27 protein-coding genes and 3 pseudogenes are annotated in these 21,648 nt (G+C 59.1%); 11 read left to right on the top strand and 19 right to left on the bottom strand.

The features are described 5' to 3' along the window. Positions 1-10: 10 nt before the first annotated feature. Positions 11-844: an RNA polymerase sigma factor SigE gene (sigE, locus tag MLPF_RS06865; RefSeq protein WP_236684969.1), complete on the bottom strand. Its 834-nt coding sequence runs from the start codon at positions 842-844 to the stop codon at positions 11-13. 292 nt (positions 845-1,136) lie between these two features. Between sigE and MLPF_RS06860 the strand changes: the two genes are divergently transcribed. The 3 genes and pseudogenes from MLPF_RS06860 (at position 1,137) to MLPF_RS06850 (ending at position 3,368) form a co-directional block, all read left to right on the top strand. Further along, a complete protein-coding gene (locus MLPF_RS06860) occupies positions 1,137-1,811 on the top strand; it encodes an O-methyltransferase (RefSeq protein WP_045842884.1) in 675 nt (224 codons plus the stop codon). A gap of 97 nt (positions 1,812-1,908) precedes the next feature. After that, positions 1,909-2,543 (top strand): annotated as a pseudogene (locus MLPF_RS06855) (TetR family transcriptional regulator). 41 nt (positions 2,544-2,584) lie between these two features. Continuing rightward, positions 2,585-3,368 (top strand): annotated as a pseudogene (locus MLPF_RS06850) (ATP-binding cassette domain-containing protein). A 330-nt stretch (positions 3,369-3,698) separates the two neighbouring features. Here the strand turns inward: MLPF_RS06850 and MLPF_RS15730 are convergent. Next, positions 3,699-3,977, bottom strand: coding sequence for a hypothetical protein (locus MLPF_RS15730; protein WP_082082343.1), 279 nt, complete (start codon positions 3,975-3,977; stop codon positions 3,699-3,701). Positions 3,978-4,359: 382 nt separating this feature from the next. On the opposite strand from MLPF_RS15730, the gene MLPF_RS15725 reads away from it, so the two are divergent. The 3 genes from MLPF_RS15725 (at position 4,360) to MLPF_RS06840 (ending at position 5,631) form a co-directional block, all read left to right on the top strand. Continuing rightward, complete coding sequence (locus MLPF_RS15725; protein WP_175266383.1) at positions 4,360-4,623, top strand: hypothetical protein; 264 nt, start codon at positions 4,360-4,362, stop codon at positions 4,621-4,623. 72 nt (positions 4,624-4,695) lie between these two features. Then, positions 4,696-5,007, top strand: a complete 312-nt coding sequence (locus tag MLPF_RS15720) for a hypothetical protein (protein WP_282435837.1) — start codon at positions 4,696-4,698, stop codon at positions 5,005-5,007. Between the two features lie 411 nt (positions 5,008-5,418). Further along, positions 5,419-5,631 carry a methyltransferase family protein gene (locus MLPF_RS06840; protein ID WP_050039044.1) on the top strand — a complete coding sequence of 71 codons (213 nt, stop codon included), beginning with the start codon at positions 5,419-5,421 and terminating at the stop codon, positions 5,629-5,631. A 37-nt stretch (positions 5,632-5,668) separates the two neighbouring features. Here MLPF_RS06840 and MLPF_RS06835 read toward each other — a convergent pair whose 3' ends face one another. Continuing rightward, positions 5,669-6,322 (bottom strand): TetR/AcrR family transcriptional regulator, encoded by a 654-nt coding sequence (locus tag MLPF_RS06835; protein ID WP_045842887.1) that lies wholly within the window; start codon positions 6,320-6,322, stop codon positions 5,669-5,671. Positions 6,323-6,395: 73 nt separating this feature from the next. Next, a complete protein-coding gene (gene glgC, locus MLPF_RS06830; RefSeq protein ID WP_045842883.1) occupies positions 6,396-7,610 on the bottom strand; it encodes a glucose-1-phosphate adenylyltransferase in 1,215 nt (404 codons plus the stop codon). Between the two features lie 178 nt (positions 7,611-7,788). On the opposite strand from glgC, the pseudogene MLPF_RS06825 reads away from it, so the two are divergent. After that, positions 7,789-8,524: pseudogene (locus MLPF_RS06825) on the top strand (glycosyltransferase). A gap of 26 nt (positions 8,525-8,550) precedes the next feature. On the opposite strand, the gene MLPF_RS06820 reads toward MLPF_RS06825, so the two are convergent. The 9 genes from MLPF_RS06820 to MLPF_RS06785 form a co-directional block, all read right to left on the bottom strand. After that, complete coding sequence (locus MLPF_RS06820; RefSeq protein ID WP_064482999.1) at positions 8,551-8,718, bottom strand: DUF3117 domain-containing protein; 168 nt, start codon at positions 8,716-8,718, stop codon at positions 8,551-8,553. Positions 8,719-8,991: 273 nt separating this feature from the next. After that, entirely contained in the window at positions 8,992-9,570 is a 579-nt protein-coding gene (locus MLPF_RS06815; protein ID WP_045842882.1) for a DNA-3-methyladenine glycosylase I, read from the bottom strand. After that, positions 9,567-9,911 carry a DivIVA domain-containing protein gene (locus MLPF_RS06810; protein ID WP_045842881.1) on the bottom strand — a complete coding sequence of 115 codons (345 nt, stop codon included), beginning with the start codon at positions 9,909-9,911 and terminating at the stop codon, positions 9,567-9,569. Before MLPF_RS06810 ends, MLPF_RS06815 begins: the two co-directional genes overlap by 4 nt. Before the next feature lie 15 nt (positions 9,912-9,926). Then, complete coding sequence (locus MLPF_RS06805) at positions 9,927-10,907, bottom strand: glucosyl-3-phosphoglycerate synthase (protein WP_045842880.1); 981 nt, start codon at positions 10,905-10,907, stop codon at positions 9,927-9,929. Beyond that, positions 10,904-11,770 (bottom strand): dihydropteroate synthase, encoded by an 867-nt coding sequence (folP, locus tag MLPF_RS06800; RefSeq protein ID WP_236684960.1) that lies wholly within the window; start codon positions 11,768-11,770, stop codon positions 10,904-10,906. Before folP ends, MLPF_RS06805 begins: the two co-directional genes overlap by 4 nt. 96 nt (positions 11,771-11,866) lie before the next feature. Continuing rightward, positions 11,867-12,046, bottom strand: a complete 180-nt coding sequence (locus MLPF_RS06795) for a hypothetical protein (protein WP_237817274.1) — start codon at positions 12,044-12,046, stop codon at positions 11,867-11,869. 308 nt (positions 12,047-12,354) lie between these two features. Then, on the bottom strand, positions 12,355-12,501 hold the full coding sequence (locus tag MLPF_RS06790) for a hypothetical protein (protein WP_237817273.1): 147 nt from the start codon (positions 12,499-12,501) through the stop codon (positions 12,355-12,357). A gap of 665 nt (positions 12,502-13,166) precedes the next feature. Further along, entirely contained in the window at positions 13,167-13,301 is a 135-nt protein-coding gene (locus MLPF_RS15715) for a hypothetical protein (protein ID WP_272946096.1), read from the bottom strand. A gap of 400 nt (positions 13,302-13,701) precedes the next feature. After that, positions 13,702-14,265: an LOG family protein gene (locus MLPF_RS06785; protein WP_045842878.1), complete on the bottom strand. Its 564-nt coding sequence runs from the start codon at positions 14,263-14,265 to the stop codon at positions 13,702-13,704. 453 nt (positions 14,266-14,718) lie between these two features. On the opposite strand from MLPF_RS06785, the gene MLPF_RS06780 reads away from it, so the two are divergent. Beyond that, positions 14,719-14,874 carry a hypothetical protein gene (locus MLPF_RS06780; protein WP_175266382.1) on the top strand — a complete coding sequence of 52 codons (156 nt, stop codon included), beginning with the start codon at positions 14,719-14,721 and terminating at the stop codon, positions 14,872-14,874. 105 nt (positions 14,875-14,979) lie between these two features. Here the strand turns inward: MLPF_RS06780 and MLPF_RS15710 are convergent, their stop codons facing one another. Next, positions 14,980-15,111, bottom strand: a complete 132-nt coding sequence (locus MLPF_RS15710) for a hypothetical protein (protein ID WP_282435836.1) — start codon at positions 15,109-15,111, stop codon at positions 14,980-14,982. 275 nt (positions 15,112-15,386) lie between these two features. Here MLPF_RS15710 and MLPF_RS06775 point away from each other — a divergent pair, with 275 nt between their 5' ends. Continuing rightward, positions 15,387-15,809, top strand: a complete 423-nt coding sequence (locus MLPF_RS06775; protein WP_045842876.1) for a hypothetical protein — start codon at positions 15,387-15,389, stop codon at positions 15,807-15,809. 367 nt (positions 15,810-16,176) lie between these two features. Further along, complete coding sequence (locus MLPF_RS06770; RefSeq protein ID WP_050039042.1) at positions 16,177-16,377, top strand: hypothetical protein; 201 nt, start codon at positions 16,177-16,179, stop codon at positions 16,375-16,377. A 54-nt stretch (positions 16,378-16,431) separates the two neighbouring features. On the opposite strand, the gene dapE is transcribed toward MLPF_RS06770, so the two are convergent. After that, complete coding sequence (gene dapE, locus MLPF_RS06765) at positions 16,432-17,496, bottom strand: succinyl-diaminopimelate desuccinylase (protein WP_045842875.1); 1,065 nt, start codon at positions 17,494-17,496, stop codon at positions 16,432-16,434. Positions 17,497-17,549: 53 nt separating this feature from the next. On the opposite strand from dapE, the gene dapD reads away from it, so the two are divergent. Next, positions 17,550-18,503: a 2,3,4,5-tetrahydropyridine-2,6-dicarboxylate N-succinyltransferase gene (gene dapD, locus MLPF_RS06760; protein WP_045842874.1), complete on the top strand. Its 954-nt coding sequence runs from the start codon at positions 17,550-17,552 to the stop codon at positions 18,501-18,503. Positions 18,504-18,646: 143 nt separating this feature from the next. Here dapD and MLPF_RS06755 read toward each other — a convergent pair whose 3' ends face one another. The 4 genes from MLPF_RS06755 to MLPF_RS06740 all read right to left on the bottom strand — a co-directional run bounded on the left by MLPF_RS06755 (position 18,647) and on the right by MLPF_RS06740 (position 21,606). Further along, on the bottom strand, positions 18,647-18,865 hold the full coding sequence (locus MLPF_RS06755; RefSeq protein WP_050039041.1) for a hypothetical protein: 219 nt from the start codon (positions 18,863-18,865) through the stop codon (positions 18,647-18,649). 799 nt (positions 18,866-19,664) lie between these two features. Then, positions 19,665-19,952, bottom strand: a complete 288-nt coding sequence (locus tag MLPF_RS06750) for a WXG100 family type VII secretion target (protein WP_045842873.1) — start codon at positions 19,950-19,952, stop codon at positions 19,665-19,667. A gap of 51 nt (positions 19,953-20,003) precedes the next feature. Beyond that, a complete protein-coding gene (locus MLPF_RS06745; protein WP_050039039.1) occupies positions 20,004-20,306 on the bottom strand; it encodes a WXG100 family type VII secretion target in 303 nt (100 codons plus the stop codon). A 67-nt stretch (positions 20,307-20,373) separates the two neighbouring features. Beyond that, positions 20,374-21,606, bottom strand: coding sequence for a PPE family protein (locus MLPF_RS06740; RefSeq protein ID WP_237817272.1), 1,233 nt, complete (start codon positions 21,604-21,606; stop codon positions 20,374-20,376). Positions 21,607-21,648 lie beyond the last annotated feature (42 nt).

Genomic DNA, 21,648 nt, shown 5'->3' with positions numbered 1-21,648 from the left:
TGAGGATCATTTAGGTAGGCCCGGCCGGTGCTTTCTGGGCACCACCGAACGACGTCTTCGGGGGGTGGGGGGATAAAGCCGACTTAACTTGTGTGGCGTTGGTGGCAGCACCGTTTCCGGGATGCGCGGTTAAGTAGTCGCGTAGCGCTTGCCGGCCGCGGTGTATGCGGCTACGTACAGTGCCCAGCTTCACACCCAAGGTTGCACCGATCTCCTCGTAGGACAGGCCTTCGATGTCACACAGCACGACAGCGGCACGAAATTCCGGCGGCAATGAATCCAGAGCAGCCTGTAGATCAGGTCCCAGCCTCGAATCGTGATAGATCTGCTCGGGATTTGACTCGTCGGCAGGTACCCGTTCGTAATCGTCGGGCAAGGCGTCCATGCGGATACGGGCACGCCGGCGGACCATATCAAGGAATAGGTTCGTCGTGATGCGATGCAGCCAACCTTCAAAGGTTCCTGGCCGGTAGTTCTGGACCGATCGGAACACTCGAATGAAAGTCTCCTGCGTCAAGTCCTCAGCGTCATACTGGTTGCCCGAGAGCCGATACGCTAGCCAATATACCCGAGCCGCGTGTTGACGCACCAACTCCTCCCACGACGGCATCGTTGCTTTGTCTCCAGTCGCATCGAATACCGCGGTGCCCTGTAACGCGTCAAATGATTCTACCCAGTCGTCGTCTCGGCTGGGTGGGGGATGATGCATAATAGTCGGGCTCGACAGGTTGGTGATAATCAGATCCTCCGGAGTTGCCCTTCCGTCAAGGATAAACGATTCGTCACCAGGCACAACACGCAGCTGGCACTGTGTATTCCCGGTCCAACGCTCTTCACGTTCCATACCGATACCGTCACCCATCGGCGTATGCGCGATATAGGAGCAAACTGAGGTTTGCCTGAGAAACCATAGCGTGAACAGCGCTGCACAACAGAATTCGCGGTGCACACCGCGAATGTGATATTCATCTCTTCGAGATTTCGGTGTGTCGCGATGGTCGCCAGGTCACGACCGCAGGTCGTTGCGTTGGGGCGAATTACGCAGCTCCTTAACTCGCGCCGGTACCAACCGCTCACCGTTGCCACACTAAGCGCGCCTGCCCGACCACGCTGCGAATTCGACATACGCTGCGGGCATGGACGGTACCGGTAACAGCGCGGTCACTCCCGGCCAAGCGGCCACCAGTCGAGCCGATTCACTCTTCGCGCACGCGGAGGGATCGATATCAGAAAATGCCATCCTAGCCAGCGCGCGCGAACGCTCCGAGGAGATCGGCGCCTGGGCGGTAACACCCGCGGTCGGGGCACTATTGAGCCTGCTGACCAAGCTCAGTGGCGGCAAGGCCGTCGCTGAGGTGGGTACCGGTGCCGGAGTCAGCGGACTCTGGTTGTTGTCTGGCATGAGCGACGATGGTGTCTTGACCACTATCGATATCGAGCCCGAGTATCTGCGGCTGGCCAAGCAGGCATTCTCCGAAGCGGGTATTGGACCGTCGCACACCCGGTTAATCAGCGGACGCGGCCAAGATGTACTGACCCGGCTCGCCGACGAATCCTATGACCTGGTGTTCATCGACGCCGACCCGATCGACCAGCCGGCTTACGTCGTCGAGGGCGTGCGACTGCTGCGATCTGGCGGGATCATCGTGGTGCACCGAGCGGCATTAGGCGGACGGGCCGGTGATCCCTCGGCACGCGATGCCGAGGTAACCGCGGTTCGCGAGGCAGCCCGACTCATCGCCGAAAACGAGCAGCTCACCCCTGCGCTGGTGCCACTCGGCGACGGGCTGCTGGCCGCAGTCCGCGAATAACCAACTTTTACGGACTCCTAACGCACCACATCCTTGACCGAGGACTGAATTCATGTTGTTTACAATCTTAACATCCAGCACATAATGTTCAGTCGGTCTGACCGCTGCCGCTCGGATCCGAGATCCAGCCATTGCACTGTTCGGCGAGCACAGCCTTGAAGCCAGTTTGCGCGCCATCGCTGAAGCAACGGGGATAAGAGCGTCCTGGTCAGCCACCAATTCGGTTCCAAAGACAGCCGGCACAAAACATACAATGCCTACATCGCCAAAGAGGTCTGCAGCGGCAAGTCGGTCAGCTATGTAGTATGGGATCCGGCGACATGGTTTGCGCAAGTAGCCGAGGGTAGTGTCCTACACACCGCTGATAACCTACTTGGTGCACAAGCATGCAATCAGGAAGCGAATTAGCAACCACATTGTTGCGCAAGATAATCAACGATGAAGTATACCTTGGCGAAGAGGTACGCACCGGAACGTGTAAGTCGAGTCGCGATCCTCGAAACAAGGCAAAGTATCTGATGATAACGGGTGGCATTAACTTCCTGCTATATCTACTAGAGAAACAAAACTCCAACAGACCTGCATGCAGGTATACGCGACTATGCGCGCGAAATGCTAATGCTCTCAATAAAAATCTATTACGACGGATTGATGTCGGACAGCACCATGTGCGATAGCTTTCTGGCGGCAGAAGTCGAAGAAAAACAAGGAGAATCGAATATCAGTTCTTAGGAAACCACCAAAATCTTAATCTGACAAAGCATTTCGGTTCAATGAGCGCATTGGATGAACTTGACCTAACGGTGCGCGCAGGAGAAGTGCACGGCTTCCTCAAAGCTAATAGCACCGGGAAGTCCACCACCAGTCGCATCCTGCTGGACTTGGCTAAGGCTGACAGCGGAAACGCTGCTGCTCAGCAGCGAACCGTGGACCGACCCAGTCGAATTGCACTGCAAGATCGATTATTTTCCAGTAAATTTCATGCTGTTGCTAAACCGGCTTCAAAAATATCGATTTGCTAGACCGCATGCGTGGCGGCATCGACGAAAGTCATCGCGCCGAGCTCATCAAACACTTTGACCTTGATCCACATCAAGAAAGCACGCACCTAATCGAAAAGCAACTGGCAAAAGGCTTTACTGATTTAAACCCTTTTCTTCACGAGTCCGACTATTGCTTTTGGACAAGCCAGGAAACGATTTGGAATCGTTGATGGATAACATGTTTCAACAGTATCTTGCCGAAGCACGCGACCGTGGCGTGACGATGCTGTTGTCTGGCCACATCCTGGCCTAACCAGAGGCGTTGTGTCGACGAGTGACATCGTCCCCAAACCGACAAGACTGTCAAGAGTGGTTAGCTGACCTCTCTGCGGCACCTGAGCCGAACTTCGATCAAAACCGAAATGATCAGCGATCCTGGCAATATAGCCAGATCCCGGATATCGAGAAAGACAGTGTCGACGGCAACACGCAGCGTTTCCAGTTCAACAGTGAACGCCTCGAGGAACTCGATCCGGTATTCGGTGAAGCCGTTGTGCGCAGCTTGATCCGCTAACCACCGATTCTTGAAGAGCCCTTTTGCGCTACTAAAACATTTCAGAAAATTGAAGACACCGGCCAGCACGAACACAGCGGCAATAGGGAGTCGGCGTTATAAGCACCCCAATCCTGGATCGAATCACACCATCCGGCGCACGCGACGCCGTTGGTAGGCTCAAATTTCTCTGGCTCGCTTGGGAGGTTACGGCTTTACCTGCGGCGTGATCGAGTCGTGTTGCCTCTTGTGGATTTTGCTGCTGTCTCTACTGCTGGTTAGCGTGTACCTGAGGAAACATCTCGAAAGTCTACCCAACTGAGGCCGCCCGTGCCGAGTGCGCGACTTCCATCATGGCCAGCCCCACCCGGCACACCCTGCTACGGGCAGATCTACAACAACAGCCTTGGAGCGAAAGACATCTGGAAGGCAGGAATGTTCCACTTGCTCATCGCGGTAGCAGTGCCCCCTCACGCGATCCATCACATCCGTGCCAACGAAGAGACCGGCTACACCGAGCTGATCGACTCGACCGCCGTCGGCCGGTATAGCCAGCCTAGCCGCGACGCTGGTGTTGTTGGTCGAAGCGACGATTACCACCGGCACGATCAGGAGGACGGGATTGCTCACCCGACATTCCGGCCGATGAGTCGCTGGCCCTCGAGACGACGCTGGCCAGCTCCAGTCTGGTCTTCATCACCGTGGCCTAGCAGTTCTCGCCAAGCGCCCGATTCGTTCGCGGCGCCGTGTTAGCTACGGCATTCACGATGCGCAACATCGGTGATGCCGACTCGGGAACGTTGTCGTTGCTCTATCCACTGGGGTGATCATTGCAAGTGAAGCCGCATGCGGGCGATCACTGGTAGGTACTGCTGCCCCTGGCGACGACAGTCGTGCCCACTGTGCCAGCCTGCCGGCTACTCGTCGGCCGCGATGTCAACGCGGGACTGATCGCCGAACGCGCCAGTCCTGCCACCGCCGCAGCGGTATTGCGCGGCGGTGGTAGGCTGACATGGCGATTGGCCCGCAGAGCGGATCCGGCTATAGACCGTCGTCCTGTGCCTATACGGTGGTGCACAGCATCGTCGCCCGCATGGGCTGCAACAAGTCTGATGAGTGGCAACCCGCCGCGCTTGCGATCGTCAACGGCGCTTTGGAGGAAGCCTGCATCGCGGTGACGTTCAAGATGATGGACATGGTTTCTGCCGAGTTCGCCATCTCACTTACTCTGCGACTGTACCAAAAAGAATCCAGTCAACATGCCAAGATAGTGTAGCTAATTCTTTTTTTCTGAACACTTTGTCTGGCAAGTTATTTGAAAGATGTGCTGGTTGTACCTGCGGCAGCAATGCTGATTGCGAGACCAGCATCCGGTCTGGTCTACTGTGCCACAGCGGGTGACGTTGACGGTAAGGTGGCCATAATGGTAGGTACTGCGACCGCGCAGCTGCCTGCCATCTGGTTGTTGGCCGCAGTAACGATCGAATTGCTCAATTTCGCAACGTGGTTCACTCCGATTCCCTGGGTCGTGCTGATCGCATTCTTCGCGTTGTATTTGATCGATTCATGGGCTGGATCCCCACAGTGGGTGCTCGACCTGGAGCCATTCACACACGTTCCTTGGGTCGACGGCTACTCTACCATCGTGCCGTTGCTTTAGCTGCTGACGATCGATGCCGTACTAATAAAATTGGGAAACATGGCTTTCCGAGAATGCGATCGACGCAATGAGGTTAGCTCACTCAGCAGACCGGCAACAGGTAGGTGCACGGCATCATCAAGACTCTATTTGACCCGAATGAATCTTGTTACGTTAGCGACATATACACGCCGGCCCGCAAGCGGAAAGCAGAATCGTGCAAAAGATCGTCATCACCGGTGCCGGTTATGGACCTGCTAGCTATGATGATTGTGAACTCATTAGACCGATCGGATGGGATGGTCGTCAGTACCTACCTGGGTGTCATTGCAGGGTGATGTGTTGTTAGCAGCCGGGCTAGGTATCGCCATGTTGGTAGTCATCCAGAACGGCTACACGGCAACCACCGTCACCGTGGAAGCCGGCTAGACGTTGGTTGTTGGCGGTGTCTACAAATTCATCCGGCACCCGATGTACGTCGGCAACGTGATTCATGGTACTGGGCATACCGCTGGCACTCAGGTCCTACTGGGGCTGCTGGTCATCCCCGTTGTAGCGGCGCTCGTCTTCCGCATCCTCGACGAAGAGAAGATGCTTACCCAAGAATTGAGCCGATACCGCGACTATACCCAGCAGGTGCAATAAGGGCTGGCGCCTTACGTATCTTATGTATGGTGAGCGGTCAGCTGCCGTAAATGCTGGCCAGCCAGATATGCACGAGCGTGTCAATAACTTTCTTATCGGGAATCAACGGCTTTTCGTCGGCGAATGTCGCGGCCATCACGCGTTCGGTCATCAAGTGCAGAGCCACAGCCAGGTCTTCGGCGGGAATGGTGTCGGGGGCTACGCCACGCTTGCGCTCGGCCTTAATCGCAGCTGTGTTGTAGTCGATCCACTGCTGCATGACCTTGGACCACAGTTGGCGTACCTCAGGGCTCGTGGCTTTGGCCGCGGCACCAGCAACGGCCACCGCTCGATGAGTCCCGCACACCTCGAAGAACGCCGCAATTACGGACCGCCAGACCGCAGCGGGGTCCGCGGGCAGCTGCTCAGCGAGTGCTTCAACCGCCGAGCGTGACTTAATATTCAGATGATCAAGCAGCGACAATAACACCGCGTTTTTTGACGGGAAGTAGAAATAGAAGGTGGGGCGCGAGATTCCAGCGCCTTTCGCTAGTTCATCGACGGAAAAGTCACCCAACGGCCGCTCCGCCAGGAGCCGTTCAGCAACAGCCAGAATTGCCTGTTCTCGGTCGTCGCCGGAGAGCTGCGACGACCGGCGACCTCGTGACGCAGGCACGTAACTGCTCTGCGTAAAATAACCAACCACGACGATAGTGTACCCATGTGTTGATCGGGTTCGACAGCCATGTCGACGTAACTCAACGGCTGGCTTAGCCAGCGCCGGGCTAAATCCACACACCCTTGCCGACCGCGACTACCCCGCCAGCACTAATCGAGAAACGTTCCCGATCCTTCTCGAGATCCACGCCAACCATCTCGCCAGGCCCGACGACAACGTTCTTGTCCAAGATCGCGTGGCGTACCACTGCGCCGCGGCCAACCCGAGCACCCGGCATGATAACACTGCCCTCCACGATCGCGCCATCGTCTACCACGACATTCGACGACAGCACCGAGTTGCGTACCGAGGCAGCTGAAATGATGCTCCCCGCACCCACCACCGATTCTTGAGCGGAGCCACCGTTGACAAATTTCGCCGGCGCCAAGTTCTCCGATTCGCCACGAATCGGCCAACGCTTGTTGTACAGATTAAACACCGGATGCACCGACACCAAATCCATGTGAGCGTCATAGAACGCGTCCAGGGTACCAACGTCACGCCAATAAGCGCGGTCACGGTCGGTAGCGCCAGGCACTTCATTTTCGGAAAAGTCATACACCGCGGCCAGCCCGTCGTCCACCAGCCGCGGGATGATGTCGCCGCCCATGTCGTGATACGAGTGATCGTCATCGGCGTCAGTGCGAATCGCGTCGACGAGCACCCTGGTGGTGAAGATGTAGTTGCCCATCGAGACAAACGTCGTATCGGGGTCGTTCGGTATCCCGGGCGGCTTGAGCGGCTTCTCAGTAAAAAGGCGAATACGGCCGGAGTCGTCGGCGTCAATGCAACCAAACGCGGTAGCATCGCTGCGCGGAATCCGAATGCCAGCCACCGTGGCGCCGGCCCCGCTGCCGATGTGGAACCGGACCATCTGCTCGGGGTCCATCCGGTATACGTGGTCGGCACCGAAAACCATTAGGTAGTCAGGGTCTTCGTCATAAATGAGGTTGAGCGATTGATAGATCGCGTCCGCCGAGCCGGTGTACCAGTGTGGGCCGAGCCGCTGCTGTGCTGGCACCGGGGTGATATACTCACCGGCAAGGCCCGACAATCGCCAATTTTGCGAAATGTGGCGGTCTAGGGAATGCGACTTGTATTGAGTGAGAACACAAATCCTCAGGTAACGGGCGTTGACTAGATTAGAAAGCACGAAATCAACCAGCCGATAGGCGCCCCCGAAGGGAACAGCGGGTTTGGCCCGGTCCGCGGTCAGTGGATATAACCGTTTGCCCTCACCGCCGGCCAAGACAATGCCCAGCACGTATGGCACTTCCCTCATGGCTCCAAACCTAATCGGCCGCCGCCCACCGCTGCCAGGTGCATCCCTCGACGGCGCCGCCCTGAGGTGCCTGTTCGTCAAGGTATCTGGCTCGGTTCGACGGGCTGCTGTTCAAATTCTCCCCAGCCCGACTCGCGAACCACTCTCAAATTCGGAGTCACCGCATTACGGTGCCGATATACGGGTGGCCATGATGAATCGAGAGTACCCGCCAGAGGTTTACGGTGGGGCCGGGGTACATGTCACCGAACTTGTCGCACAACTGCGCCAACTATGCGCGGTCGATGTGCATTGCATGGGCGCACCTCGCACCGGCGCCCAGAGAGTACAGGACCATCAGCCTGACCTATGGTTCCACGATGCTAACGCGGCAGTGTCTATCTTGTCGTCGGATCTGATGATGGCCAATACCGCATCAGCGGCCACCGTCGTGCATCCGCATACCTGGTACACCGGTCTGGCCAGGCATAACGCTCTGCTCACCGTTTAAGCATTGGAATGCTAAGCCGAGCACACGGCTTGCAATCGCACCGGGGTGTTTTGGATCCGAAAAATGCTTCCCATCGGGGATATACGCGAAGTACTTTCGGCAGCAACAGTCTTCGTGTGTCCGTTGGTGTACGAGCCGTTAGGAATCGTGAACCTGGAGGCAATGGTGTGCGCAACGGCAGTAGCGGCCTCCGACGTTAACGGGATACCTGAAGTAGTCGTCGACAGGATCACCAGATCACTACGACCCCGACGACCCCACTGGTTACCAGGGCAAGTCGGCCACGACAGTCAATGAATTGGTCGCCGACCCAGGAAAAGCCGAACGCTACGGTCACGCCGGACGCCGGCGCTGCATCGAAGAATTTTCCTGGGCCCGCGTCGCCGAACAGACGCTAGACATCTACCGAAAAGTCTGTGCATAACCAAGACTACCTGCCAAACAGCCGATTTAACTGGTGACGCCCTTAAGTTCGTCACTCAGAGCGGCGGCTTCGTCCGGTGTCAGCTCGACGACGAGCCGGCCGCCACCCTCTAGTGGTACGCGCATCACGATGCCGCGCCCCTCCTTCGTCGCTTCCAGAGGACCGTCTCCGGTCCGAGGCTTCATCGCCGCCACCGTGTGCTCCCTCCAAACTCGAGCTGGCCCGCCCTCGCGGACCTATTCGGCGCCAAGCATGCCCCCTCGGTGGATTTCCAGTAATACCCGACATTGAACTGCCAAATCACCCCTCTATTCTTCCCTATTCAGGTCGGCGAGTGCACAAAGACCCGGTTCTCGGGCTTAACCCAGGGTGCTGTGCCTAGTTGCCCGTCTCACCCCCTCGGCTGCTGCGCGGCTGGGGGTGCCCCCACAACCAGGCCCGTCGGTGGCCCACTGGGGAAGTTAGGGTCACCGCGTTGGAGGCACCCAGCAAGTACAGATGTGATCGTCGACCATCCCCGTCGCCTGCATCAGTGCATAGGCCGTAGTAGGCCCGACGAAGCGGAACCCGCGCCGTTTCAATTCACGTGCCATCGCCTTCGCTTCCGCACTGGTCGAGGGGATTTCGGATCTGTCAGCGGGCCTGGGCCGCGGCTGTGGGGCGAATGACCACAACAACTCGGACCAGTCTGCTGCAGACCCCAGTTCAGCGGCCGTCCGCGCGTTGGCTATCGTCGCCTCGATCTTGGCGCGGTTGCGCACGATTCCATCATCGAACAACAACCGTTGCACATCGGCATGGGTGTAGCGGGCTACCTCTTCGATATCGAACCCGGAGAAGGCACGCCGGAAATTTTCCCGCTTGCGCAGAATGATCAGCCACGACAGACCACTCTGAAAGGTCTCCAGGCTCATCCGCTCGAACAAAGCCACTCCGCCGTGTATTGGGCGGCCCCACTCTTGGTCGTGATAGTTGCGATACAGTTGCCAGTGGAGCCCGGAGCGAGCGTCCGCCCAGCCACAGCGAACCAGCCCATCGTCGCTCACGTCACATCCCGGCCGTCGTCCCTGTTGGGAACATTCGAGACATCGGCATCTGCTTCGGTGTCGGCGATCGCTGCGAGCTGAGCACGCAACACCTCGAGCTCGCGGCCGAGCCGGTCCAGCACCCAGTCCACCTCGCTGGGCTTGTACCCGCGCAACACCTGGGTGAACTTGACAGCGTCGACGTCAGCGCCGGTAACTCCGTGCGCGGGCAGCACCGTAGCCGTCGTCCCGCGAGGCAAAGGCGGTAGCCGCTCGCCGCGACCGAACAGTAGGCTGGCTGCGCCAAAAAGCACGATCGCGACGAGGACCAGCACCATAAGGTACAACAAAACCAACGCCACAGGAACGATATTGCCCTAACGCGGCCGCAACCTGTTCATCGGTGGCCGATCGGCCAGCGACACCGACCAGGTATGCCGGATGTAGCCATCCCCGTCGGACTCGTCGACGAAGAATTGGGTCAGCCCAACCCCAGAGTCAAGAATACCGCAACGCGACAACAAGGTCGCAATCACCTGACGGCTCATGACACCCAACTCAGCCAGCGGCCGGTTGCGGTGCGCTCGAACGCCCAAGTTGACTTGCGCGATCGCGTCAAGGCCCAACCGGTCAAAGGTGTCCACCAGCAGGCCGATCTCCACGCCATAGCCCGGCGCGAAGGGCAACGCTGCCAGCAGTTCGCGGGTAGCTGCGTACTCGCCGCTCAGAGGCTGCAGCACGTAGCCCAACTCCGGCCGCAGCGACGCCAACAAAGGCCGGGCCACCAACTCGGTAACCCGGCCACCACCGGTGGCACAGGCACTGCCACCCGCATCGTTGCTGTGTAGCGGCCGCCGGTAAAAACCTTTGACCAGTTGAATGCCGTCACCGGTGAGCAGCGGACCGACCAGCCACGGCACAAACATGGGATGCGGATTGATCAGGTCAGAATCGACGAACACCACAATGTCGCCGCTGGTAACAGCAAGCGAGCGCCACAATGCCTCACCCTTGCCGGGCCGAGTTGGAACCTCAGGCACAGCTTGTTCACAGCTGACCACTCGGGCGCCGGCAGCGATGGCCCGGATCTCAGTCTCGTCCGTTGAACCAGAGTCCAGAACGATCAGTTCGTCGACCAGTCCCGCACGGTCGGAGACCAGCGGTGAGATGCTGTCGATCACCGATTCGATGGTTTGTTCCTCATTGAGGGCCGGCAGTACCACCGAGATCGCTCGCCCGGCCTTGGCTGCCACCAATTCGTCGATCTTCCAGGCTGGACGGCTCCAGCTGCGATCCGCGAGCCACGCGTCCCCGGGCCGGGCCGCTAGCGCGCTGGCGATCAGCTCAGATGCCGTCACGCGAGTCCCCTCACCGTGCGCGTCGGGGGGCGCGTCCCCTGGATCGAGGCCACCATCTCAAGGACCCGCCTGGTCGCTCCGACCTCGTGCACCCGAAACATGCGGACGCCAGCTGCCGCCGCTAACGCGGTAGCCGCCAACGTACCCTCCAGCCGTTCCGTCAAACCCACGCCCAGAGTCTCCCCGACGAAGTCCTTATTGCTCAACGACATGAGCACGGGCCACCCGGTCTTAACAAGTTCGTCCACATGACGCAACAACAGCAGCCCGTGGAAGGTGTTCTTGCCGAAATCGTGGGTCGGGTCGACCAACACCGAATCGCGGGTTACCCCGGCCGCGACCGCCCGCTCGGCAGCGGCGGTGACCTGGCGAATCACATCGTCCACCACACCGCGGGTCGTCGTACCGTAACTCACCCGGAAGGGACGCGTTCGGGGCGGCGTGCCACCGGTGTGCGAACACACCAAGCCCGCGCCAAGCTCGGCGGCGACCTCGTGCATGGCCGGGTCGACTCCACCCCAGCTGTCGTTGATCAGGTCTGCGCCCGCAATGCAGGCCAAGCTTGCTACCTCTGCTCGCCAGGTGTCTACGCTGATCAGCAAGTCTGTATAGGCGCTGCGTAGCCATTCAATGAACGGCACCAACCGGGCAATCTCGGTTTCTACGTCAACGCCCTGGCCAGGCCCTGCTTTAACGCCACCGACGTCGATGACATCGGCGCCCTCCGCAACGGCCCGGTGCGCGGCAGCCCGAGCGGCCTCGTCGCTAAAGGTCGAGCCCCGGTCATAGAACGAATCCGGGGTACGGTTAACGATCGCCATGATCAGCGGGCGATCCACTGCGACCGGCCGGCCGCACAGCATTGACTGCACCAGTCAATAGTGCCTGGTGACGACCAGCCGCACTGTTGCGGGATCATTCGTCACGCCGAGTGCGCCGCCTAGTCGCACATTTCGGCGTCAGGCGAGGACGTCAGATTTGCAGCGGCGTACCAGACGACACTTCAAGCAGCTGAGTCTATCGTAATAGGGCACGTAGCCGTCAGCACGGCCGACCAACACGTCCAACGGGTCCACTACATTAGGGCCATAGGCCTGCTTGCGCATCTCCACCTTGCGGCTCTTGCACGTGGTGTGCATGATCGACTCGACCACTCGCATGAACAGAGACAGCGCTTAGGCAGATAACTGGTCATACATCGCACGGGGCCAGAGATCGGCCTTCGAATTCGGCGCCTTCGCGCAAGCTTGATCGCGGCCATCCCGGCGCAACGGCCGGTGCATGGAACCTCAATACCAAAAACCATGCACTTCTCGACGGACTTGTCGGACACCAGCGCCACTTCGACTTCGACCTGTGCGGTGGCGCTTTTTTTATTACCCTTCCAGCGGAACGTGTCATCGAGCTGGTCGACAGACGCGATCATGTCACATATCCTGCGGCCTCATCACGTCGCCCGAATCGAATCAGCAGTGACCAGGCCCGGAAAGCGTCGGCACCACTTCGTTTCGCTTGACGCTTTGTCGGTGTAGCCGCCGAACAGCTGCAGCCAGTTGACGAGCCCAAGTAACAAGCCGAGTTCACCCGAAGGCATCCGCGGACCCACCCGTTCCCGTCGTGCAGCGAAGCACCAGTATCAGAATTGTACTCCACATAAGCCAGCGGCAGCGGCGAGAACTCGGTAGTTCCGGGCACATTGAAGATCGTGCTATGAAGCAGTGTTGCCCTAGCTAGAGGGAGCGATACTCAACACACCCGCGCAATGCTGAAAAGTGTGTTGAACCCGCTCCAAATATCCGGCAGGAGCCCCTTGCCGGTGATCAAACGTACCCGCCTGCTGGCGGCCCGGTAAGCTTGGCCAGCTGGTTGAACAGATAACGGCAGATTCGCCGATGTATGTGGATGAACACCGTGGTCCGGCTGACAATCGTCTCCTCCCAGAACGACTACACCGAAAACAGCTTAACCTGGGTCAACGTCAAGCATGAATAGACCACAGAGGCCACCGTGGCCGTCAGAACGTTGTTTGTGGTTTTGTAGTAATAATCATAGAGAAAATATGGTGTACCACGTGTCAGAGTTCTTGAGACGCACGCTCAGCCTGTCGAATGCCTCCAGCGCGCAGCCACCAAGGGTAGGTCATCACACCCATCTTGGGTAATCCTGCGGTGCGTGAGGTAAAAATGTACGAAGACGGTGTCTTTTCGCCACAATGTAGACGCTGTGGCGACGCATCGCTCTAGACCTTAACTTAGGTGGTCAGCGACTCGCTGCCGACGAACCACCGCATTCAGTGACGGCACTAACCAGGTCGGTCTCCGCGATTGACACCTTGGCGTCGAGCAAGCCCAGGCCGGGTGGCAACACCTTGTCGCATTGGTTGCAGTTGCGCATGCCCGCCGCATGGCACTACACGTAACCACAGCCAGCACCGCGTTAAGCGAGTTGCGCAGCATAATCGCAACGACGTCGTGAAGGCCGACACCGCATGCAACCAATCACCGCCACGTACTGGTTGGCAGGCACGTTGCCGTCGCGGTAGCTCAATGGCTGATCACCGAATCTGAGGAATATCCAGTTACCGGAGTGAACGGCCCGCTACTGGATAAGACAATGCCGATCGACTTCTTCGAGTTCGGCCAAGCTGAAAGCCCGGCCAGCACCCCCTAGTATGATCACCAGCATATCGACCAAAACGCCAGCGACCCAGATGCGATATCGCTCAGACTGACCCACTGTGTGCGCAGCACAGTGGAGTCACACCTACATCCCAGATTTCCGCTGTCAAGCAAACTCAGATAGATATACAAGCCTCGAGCGCGGCATCCACCTGATCGACCACCACCAGCCGCTCCATCGCTACCGACGAGACATAACCACCATCGAGCAATCCGTGCAGCCAAGCCCAAAGGCCATCGTAGTGCCCCCAAGGGTCCAGCATTACGATGGGTTTATGGTGCATACCCAAATAGCCTGCGGTCCATGTTTCGAACAACTCATCGAGTGTCCCCAGACCACCCGGCAGCACGATGAACGCATCAGCGTGATCTTCCAAGACCTGTTTACGTTCGGCCATCGTTTCGGTGACAATCAGCTCACCGACATAGGTGTCGGCAATCTCGAGGCGTTGCAACATTTCCGGGATCACGCCGACTATCCGTCCGCCGCGTGTCCACGCCGCGGACGCCACCGCACCCATCGCTGAAACGCAGCCACCGCCCCAAACCAGGGTCCAGCCGCGTTCAGCAATCGCCGCACCGAGTTCAGCGGCCAGGTCGAGCAGCTCCGGATGCATCGGTCCTGCCGCACAGAAGACACAAATCACCCGCGCATTGAGTTTACCGCGATCCGGACGCATAGTCGTTCAAAAGTAGACCCAACGCCATTAGAACCATTACACTACCCACCCACCCAGACGGCCTGCACGCATAAAATCCGGCAGTGCCGATTCGATGGAATGTCCCTCAACGTGAGGCCTCCTTAGAGCAGTTGTATGTTGCTCTCGGTGAGGTTGTCGCAGTTCGGGATCAAATCGCCCCGCTCCGCCACCTCGAGCCGCACCACCCGGCATCATCTCTAGGCGGGGCTGTTGTACTGGAAGCCGATGGCGTCGCAAATCCACCTTGGCCGCTGAACACTTCTCAGTCACCACTCGAGTACCGTCATCCGCTAGGTTATCAGCACCCCGACCGAGCGCGATCCCGTCCGGCGCCTTTAGCCACCCGGCGGACATCACTTAATATCAGAAAACAGACTGCTTTATGGCTAGCGGCCCGGGCATCGTTGAGGCGAAACAAATCGGCGACACGATATGCTGCTTGTTGTCGACGATGCCCCCGAGCTAGACGTCCTGTCGACTATACTGGTGTACCAGTTAGTGCTGGCCGGCACGGCCCGGATGATTGTGACTACCCGCGCCGACGCTGCCCCGAGGCCAGCGCGACGCTGTGTGCCGGCGGTCTGCTGAAGCGGATCGATTCAACGCCCCCAGGGACGCGACTACAGTCCTCCGAGCTAGCTGAGGTCGACGAATCAATCGCCGATCTACTATGCCGACGCTAACGATACTAAACTAAACGGCCTCGCCGTCGAGGCGCCGCTGACGCTCGCCGAGCGAGCTACCCTCGCTGGCGACGGCACGGTAGGGCAGACCGAAAACTGGGGGCGCGACCGAAACCTGAATACGAAACGAACGCGCGGACAACCCGATCGTTTACAGAGCACATCCGCAGTTCGGTGAGCGGGCACGTGCCGCGCTTGAAGACAACGGTGCGCGATAGCGCCGCACCGATCTGGTCGTGCTGCATTTGCGGCATCCGTCGGATGATCTCAGTAACCAACTGCTACTCGGCAAACTTCACCCTGGGGGCGAACGACTGACCCGCTCGATGCTGCAACGCTCCCCAAGCTCCCAGGTCCTGGCGGCACGGCTGTCGCTGACCAACGCCCTGGCAGGTCCGAGACCGGGAAGCCGATGCGTTGCTAGCCACGACCGACCCCGCAACACTGTCGCTAACAGAGCTGACGGACTGGACACTGCTGCGGGCCGCCAATACAATTTTCATGTCTTTAATGCTAGGTGAGGCGGAACAAATTACCGCATTCCTGCAGGCCATCAGCACTCAGGTCACGGATACGGGCCCACACGCGACGCGCTTAACGCCGCCTTACGCCATGAATGCGAGCAATGTCGGAAAGGCCGTCGAAATCACCGGCAATGTGCTGAACTCACCGTCGACCAACGACCTGGCGGCGGCCTGGGAGGCCAGCACGGCACACCGTGCACGGAGTGGCCAGGCTGCTTCTACAGTGTCGAGCCAATGGCACAACGCGTGTTGGACGCCGAACATCCCGGACTGCTGCGCTGCACGATCGGACTGGGCCGGACAACCGCTCTGTTGATGACGGGTCACTCAACATAGCGGCCAACCTCGCCCAGCAATGCACCGACTTCGCCTAACTGCTACAGCCAGGACGCGCGACCGGCAGGGTACTACTGGCGCATGTGCTGATCGCTAACGGCGAATTTCGGTCACGATCGTCAGTATTCTGCTGACGCTGGCTATGGCGCTGGCACAGTAGGACAACATGCCAGATTCGAAAAAGCTTTGCAGCACAAAGGAATACAACTTTTATGAAGTGTTGTTATGCGCACCTGAGCTTGAAGTCGCTCGCGCCTGGACCAAAGCCACCGCCCAAGACGTTACCGGGGCTATCCGCGGCGACCCGAGAGGCCACCCGCACGGCAGAGCGCTCTGGCCAATCGGCAGTGACACTGCGTGCCCGGCATGACACCGTAAAGTTCGGCGACATCCGCTCTGTCGATGCGGTTACCCGTCCGGCTACCGAAATCGACTGTGCCGTAGTCAACATCGTCGTCAATCATGCCCACGAATTGGCCACACGTGATCCTGCCGCCCGGACGGCTATGTCCGCGAAGCTGGCTGCTATCGGCCGATTATCTCAGTAGCTGCTGTCGCAGTATCCGAACGGTTACCAGATGCCGGTGACGGACGGCCAGACGTCAGCCGCCGAGGTATCGACGCAACATATCCACAGCGGCGATGATTTGGACGACCGGCACGTGTTCATCGTACCGGTGCGCCAGGTTGGGATCACCAGGGCCGTAGTTGACCGCCGGGACACCTAGCGCGGCGAATCGCGACACATCCGTCCAACCGTATTTCGCGCGGACCTTACCGTTAGCGGCTTCGACCAAGGCCTTGACGGCCGGCTGCGACAGGCCAGGCAGCGCGCCCGCCGCCGCGTCGATCTGCTCGATCTGCACGTCGAGCCCATCGAACACGTCGTGCACATGGTGCAGTGCCGCGGCTACCGAACGGTCGGGGGCAAAGCGGTAATTGACTGTCACCGAGGCCGCATCGGGAATCACATTTCCGGCCACACCACCTTCGACGCGCACAGCAGATAGACTTTCCCGGTAGACACATCCATCGATGTCGACGGTACGCGCCCGATATGCGGACAACCGGTCCAGCACGGCACCCAGTTTGTGGATTGCGTTGTCGCCCAACCAAGAACGTGCGGCATGCGCACGAGTTCCAGCCGCACTAATCACGACGCGCAGCGTCCCCTGGCAGCCGGCCTCGATATAGCCGCCGGTGGGCTCACCCAGGACGGCCACATCGGCGGCGAGCCACTCCGGCAGCTCCTGCTCGATACGGACCAAACCATTTGCTGAAGAATCGATTTCTTCACAGTCGTAGAACATCAACGTCAAGTCATGCACCGGCTCGGCCATGGTGGCCGCCAAGTGCAGGAAAACCGCATCACCGGATTTCATGTCCACAGTGCCACAGCCATGCAGCACGTCCTTCTCGCAGCGGCTGGGCAGGTTTCCGGCCACCGGAACGGTATCTAGGTGCCCGGCTAGCAGCACCCGTGCCGGCCGGTGCAACGAGGTGCGCGCCAGCACGGCGTTGCCGTTACGAACAATCTCAAAGCCGGCGGTCTGGGACCGCAGCGCAATCTCCACAGCATCAGCGATGCGTGCTTCGGCCCGCGACTCACTGGGGATGTCGACCAGCGCCGCGGTAAGCTCGACCGGGTCACCGCACAAATTCAGCACGCATCCCAGGATACTGATGACGTCTTCCAAGCCGAGCAAGTAACCTGACCACCATGACAGAAACTGCAGGTGGGGTTGGCATCGGGCTAGCGACGCTGGCCGCCGACGGATCGATCCTCGACACCTGGTTTCCCGCACCGAAACTGACCGAATCGGGCACCAGCGCCACTTCGCGACTGGCAATGTCCGACGTTCCCCACGAGCTGGCCGTACTGATCGGCCGCGATGACGACCGTGGCACCGAGACAATCGCGGTCCGTACGGTCATCGGCTCATTAGACGAAGTCGCCGTCGACGCTTACGACGCCTACCTGCGGTTACATTTGCTGTCACACCGGTTGGTGACACCGCACGAACTGAATGCCGACGGCTTGTTCGGGGTATTGACCAATGTGATTTGGACTAGTAGAGGACCCTGCGCAATCGACGGTTTCGACACCGTCCGGGCACGGCTGCGTCGCCATGGACCGGTCACCATCTATGGCGTCGACAAATTCCCCCGGATGGTTGACTATATCGTCCCCACCGGAGTGCGCATCGCCAACGCCGACCGAGTGCGACTAGGCGCCCACTTAGCGCCTGGCACCACCGTGATGCACGAGGGCTTTGTCAACTACAACGCCGGGACCCTGGGCGCATCGATGGTAGAGGGTCGCATCTCAGCGGGTGTGGTGGTGGGCGACGGCTCCGACGTCGGAGGTGGAGCATCGATCATGGGTACCCTGTCCGGCGGTGGCACACAGGTCATTTCCATAGGCAAGCGGTGTCTGCTCGGAGCCAACTCAGGCCTGGGTATCTCACTGGGCGACGACTGCGTCGTTGAAGCCGGATTATATGTCACTGCCGGCACCAAGGTCAATACTCCGGACAGCAAATCGGTTAAGGCTCGTGAGCTCTCCGGCGTTAGCAACCTTCTGTTCCGGCGCAATTCGGTAACGGGGGCGGTCGAAGTGGTAGCCCGTGACGGTAAGGGCAGCACGCTCAACGAGGCTTTGCACACTAACTAACCGCCGAACTCCACCGCTGACACCGACGAAGTGTACAGCCAGCGCTTAGCGCAGTAACGGTAGCGAATGGCCAACCGTTCGGCGATGAATGCTACTGTAGTACAGTCAGAGGTCGAAAAATGTTGCGCTCCTATGGCTTTAGCCTAAGTAGAACAATCCGACGGCCTGAGGTTGGGTATTACGAAAGCGCGCAGCGGGGTCCGCAGCGCACTACTGGCCCCGCCGCCGACCGCACAGTAGGCCATCTGCCCGACCGGCAGACCCTCGACCCCCACCGGCTGGACTGGCCCGCTTTTGGCCGCGCCGGCCACATCAGCCATCTGGCCCAGTACCTGCTCCAACGCGGCGGCCTCATCTACCAACTAGCACCGTATCTTTGACAACCCTCCTCAGCCGCGGGAAAGACATCCGCCAACATCGAGCTTGCCGTATCAGCCATAGGAAACACTGAGTCAACCGTGCCAAAGTTGTCGCTAAGCATCGGTAGCGTGTTCCTTATCCCCTGAGACAGATTGGACCTCCGCCCGTCTGCCGCGGCGGCGCCGAATAGCCCTTGCTCGCCCAATCCAGTCTTAGTTGACGATCTCCGACCGCTCTATCAAACGGCATCACCACGGCCGTCACGGCATCCACGTAGCTATTACATCGTGGCAAGCGGTCCTCTCGTCCCATATCTCGCTGTAGACCGCGTGGGCGTCGGCTATCAATTGGCATTTTCCCGGCGATGTTGGTCTCGATCAACACCCGAAACAAAGTTGGCTGCGCACATCATACGGTGGCATCATCATAAGCGTTCGCCGCAGTCGCGATCTGGATACCAGTTCATTTAGCCCGCACAGCGGTAAGACTTAGCCAGGCAACATACCACATGGCTGCGGCCAACATTAAGCCCACACTCGGGCCGGAATACATCTTCGCCGAGTTGATCTATGGTATCTATGGTGTAGTAACGCCCCGAAAATCCATCTAGTTCTCTTCATGAACTTGTTCCTACCGGACAAGCCGACAGGCCTTACCGCAGCAGACCCCCTATAAGTACAACTTGATCGGGCTATAGGCCAGAGTAGCGCTCTCACAGCTGAGAAGTCCTGTTCCAGTCCCGAAACAAAAGCCGCCCGGTGTCGACGTTGACAACGAGCAGCTCATAGTTAATCCTATGTTTTAGGACCAAACAGAACCGACAGAGCGGTCAGTGTCGGCCATGGAGGAGCTGGCGCGTTGCACCTTTTGGCCGTGGGCGTTGGCCTGCTCGTAAATCATCTGGAAGTTACGACCTAGGTCGGCGATGAACATTTCGTGGGCAACCGAACCGCTTCCGCCCCAAAACTCAGCGGCGTCCCGCACAGTGGCTAGAATGGCTTGGTGGGTGGCCTCCAACGCAACCGCTTGAGCGCGGATGGTGGCACCATGCGCGTCGATCTCCCCAAACTGGTAGTTAATGTTTCCCATTATTTTGTCTCCTCCTGCATTGAAATTATTGATTAGCAGCAGTTTTCGAAACTAGCTGCCAGAAAGGATCTGCTTCGAGGTCTCTTCTTGGTGCTCGTAGCGATCGGCGGCGGTACCCAGCTGGTCACGCACGTCCTCCAGCCGGGTCACAATGTTGCGAAACGCTTGATTCATCTGCTCCATGGTGTCGTGGGAGGTCAACTGGGCGGTCCCACTCCAGCCCGCACCAGCGATGTCCATCGAGGACATGAACATCTTGTGGGACTCGTCTCGCACGTTCTGGGCGTGCATGTCAAATTTGTGCGCCATGTCCCGCATCGCCTGTGGGTCGGTCATAAAACGTGCAATTGTCATGCTTTTATCTCCTCCAGTTGATTTCATGGTGTTGTGGATGAAACAGTCACAACCGCAGCTTCTCTCCTCATCCTCCTGCGGGGTTGCGGGGCATCACGAAGGTTTTTGGTTGAATGCGCAGCGTAGTGTTGACGCTGCCCGTACCGCCGCCTCCAATAGGGGCCATAGGTGCCATCGGTAACCCCCCCATCAGCGAAGCCGGTTCGCTTTCGGCTCCGGCGGCCATACTGGCTAGCGGCAATACCCGCGCCGCCGGCGTGACCGGCTGGCTGGCCGCGGTCCAAGATTCCGGCACCCGCAACAAGCCGATCGACGCGGCACGGCCCAAGCGAGCAGTCACCTGACCACCCGGGCTCGAACTCAGCAAGCCGCGGCTTACCGACTGTACAGCAGCACTTCCCATCGTCTGAACCGCGCTTTCTGCCGCCTTGGTCGCCGTCGGCGCGAAGCTCTTCATCACCGAACCCATGCCGTTGACCAGTGAAAAGCTCGTGTTAACCATTCCCGCATTGTTGTTGATCATCGAGCAGAGGTCGTTCACGGGCGACAAGTGCTGTGCAAAGCCACCCCACAACGACGCCGAGGTAGCCGACGAAGGGTCAGGAACAGCGTGTGGCATGGAGGCTCCTACCTGTACCTGCTGGCCCAGTTGCGGTTGCAGCGTCTCCGTCCTGGATAAAATAGCGTTCACCTCCTCATCGGCCATCTGATCGAGTGCGACTTGGGCAACTGCCTGCTCGGCCGCAGAAACCTCTTGGGCTAGCGCGATCTCACTGACCATCTGTGGCGCCGCCGTAAATGCCTTCATCGCCCCCACTGCCTCCATCGCGCAGGCCTGATAGCTCACCATCGCTGTCGCGTCTTGGATCCACATCTCGGCGTATTCAGCCTCGTTCGCCGCGATCGCGGGGGAGTTTTGCCCGAAAATGTTAGTCATCATCAGTAGGCACACCTGCGCGCGGTTCGCGAACACCAGCAGCGGCGGCACCGTCGTCGTAAAAGCCGTTTCGTAGGCGCTCGCCGCTGCCATGAGCTGGGTTGCGGTCAGCTCGGCGCCTGCGGCGTTCTGGCCCAGCCACCCCCCATATGGTATGACCCGCTCTGCCAGCGCCGCTGCCGACTCACCTACAAATGTCATCAGCAATGCTTCGACCACTGACTGCAACCCCTGCGCCGCCGCAGTCAGCTCCTTGGCTAAAACAGTCCAGGCTGCGGCGGCGGCCAATATCGGGCCGGAGCCCGCGCCTAAATACATCCGGGTGGAGTTGGTTTCGGGCGGCAGCGCTGCGAAATCGAACATCTCATCGCTCCCTTGTACTCGCTGGTAGCCACTCGTGTGCAG

The organism is Mycobacterium lepromatosis (genome assembly GCF_000975265.2).
In the GTDB taxonomy this organism is placed as follows: domain Bacteria; phylum Actinomycetota; class Actinomycetes; order Mycobacteriales; family Mycobacteriaceae; genus Mycobacterium; species Mycobacterium lepromatosis.
This window is presented reverse-complemented; position numbering and strand designations above follow the sequence as displayed.

Coding starts and splice junctions, on each gene's coding strand:
- sigE (WP_236684969.1), bottom strand. CDS start 844: ATGGAACGTGAAGAGCGTTGGACCGGGAATACACAGTGCCAGCTGCGT.
- MLPF_RS06860 (WP_045842884.1), top strand. CDS start 1,137: ATGGACGGTACCGGTAACAGCGCGGTCACTCCCGGCCAAGCGGCCACC.
- MLPF_RS15725 (WP_175266383.1), top strand. CDS start 4,360: ATGGCGATTGGCCCGCAGAGCGGATCCGGCTATAGACCGTCGTCCTGT.
- MLPF_RS15720 (WP_282435837.1), top strand. CDS start 4,696: ATGCTGATTGCGAGACCAGCATCCGGTCTGGTCTACTGTGCCACAGCG.
- glgC (WP_045842883.1), bottom strand. CDS start 7,610: ATGAGGGAAGTGCCATACGTGCTGGGCATTGTCTTGGCCGGCGGTGAG.
- folP (WP_236684960.1), bottom strand. CDS start 11,770: ATGCTGTGCGGCCGGCCGGTCGCAGTGGATCGCCCGCTGATCATGGCG.
- MLPF_RS06795 (WP_237817274.1), bottom strand. CDS start 12,046: ATGCACACCACGTGCAAGAGCCGCAAGGTGGAGATGCGCAAGCAGGCC.
- MLPF_RS06790 (WP_237817273.1), bottom strand. CDS start 12,501: ATGCCTTCGGGTGAACTCGGCTTGTTACTTGGGCTCGTCAACTGGCTG.
- MLPF_RS15715 (WP_272946096.1), bottom strand. CDS start 13,301: ATGCGCAACTGCAACCAATGCGACAAGGTGTTGCCACCCGGCCTGGGC.
- MLPF_RS06785 (WP_045842878.1), bottom strand. CDS start 14,265: ATGCGTCCGGATCGCGGTAAACTCAATGCGCGGGTGATTTGTGTCTTC.
- MLPF_RS06780 (WP_175266382.1), top strand. CDS start 14,719: ATGCTGCTTGTTGTCGACGATGCCCCCGAGCTAGACGTCCTGTCGACT.
- dapD (WP_045842874.1), top strand. CDS start 17,550: ATGACAGAAACTGCAGGTGGGGTTGGCATCGGGCTAGCGACGCTGGCC.
- MLPF_RS06750 (WP_045842873.1), bottom strand. CDS start 19,952: ATGGGAAACATTAACTACCAGTTTGGGGAGATCGACGCGCATGGTGCC.
- MLPF_RS06745 (WP_050039039.1), bottom strand. CDS start 20,306: ATGACAATTGCACGTTTTATGACCGACCCACAGGCGATGCGGGACATG.
- MLPF_RS06740 (WP_237817272.1), bottom strand. CDS start 21,606: ATGTTCGATTTCGCAGCGCTGCCGCCCGAAACCAACTCCACCCGGATG.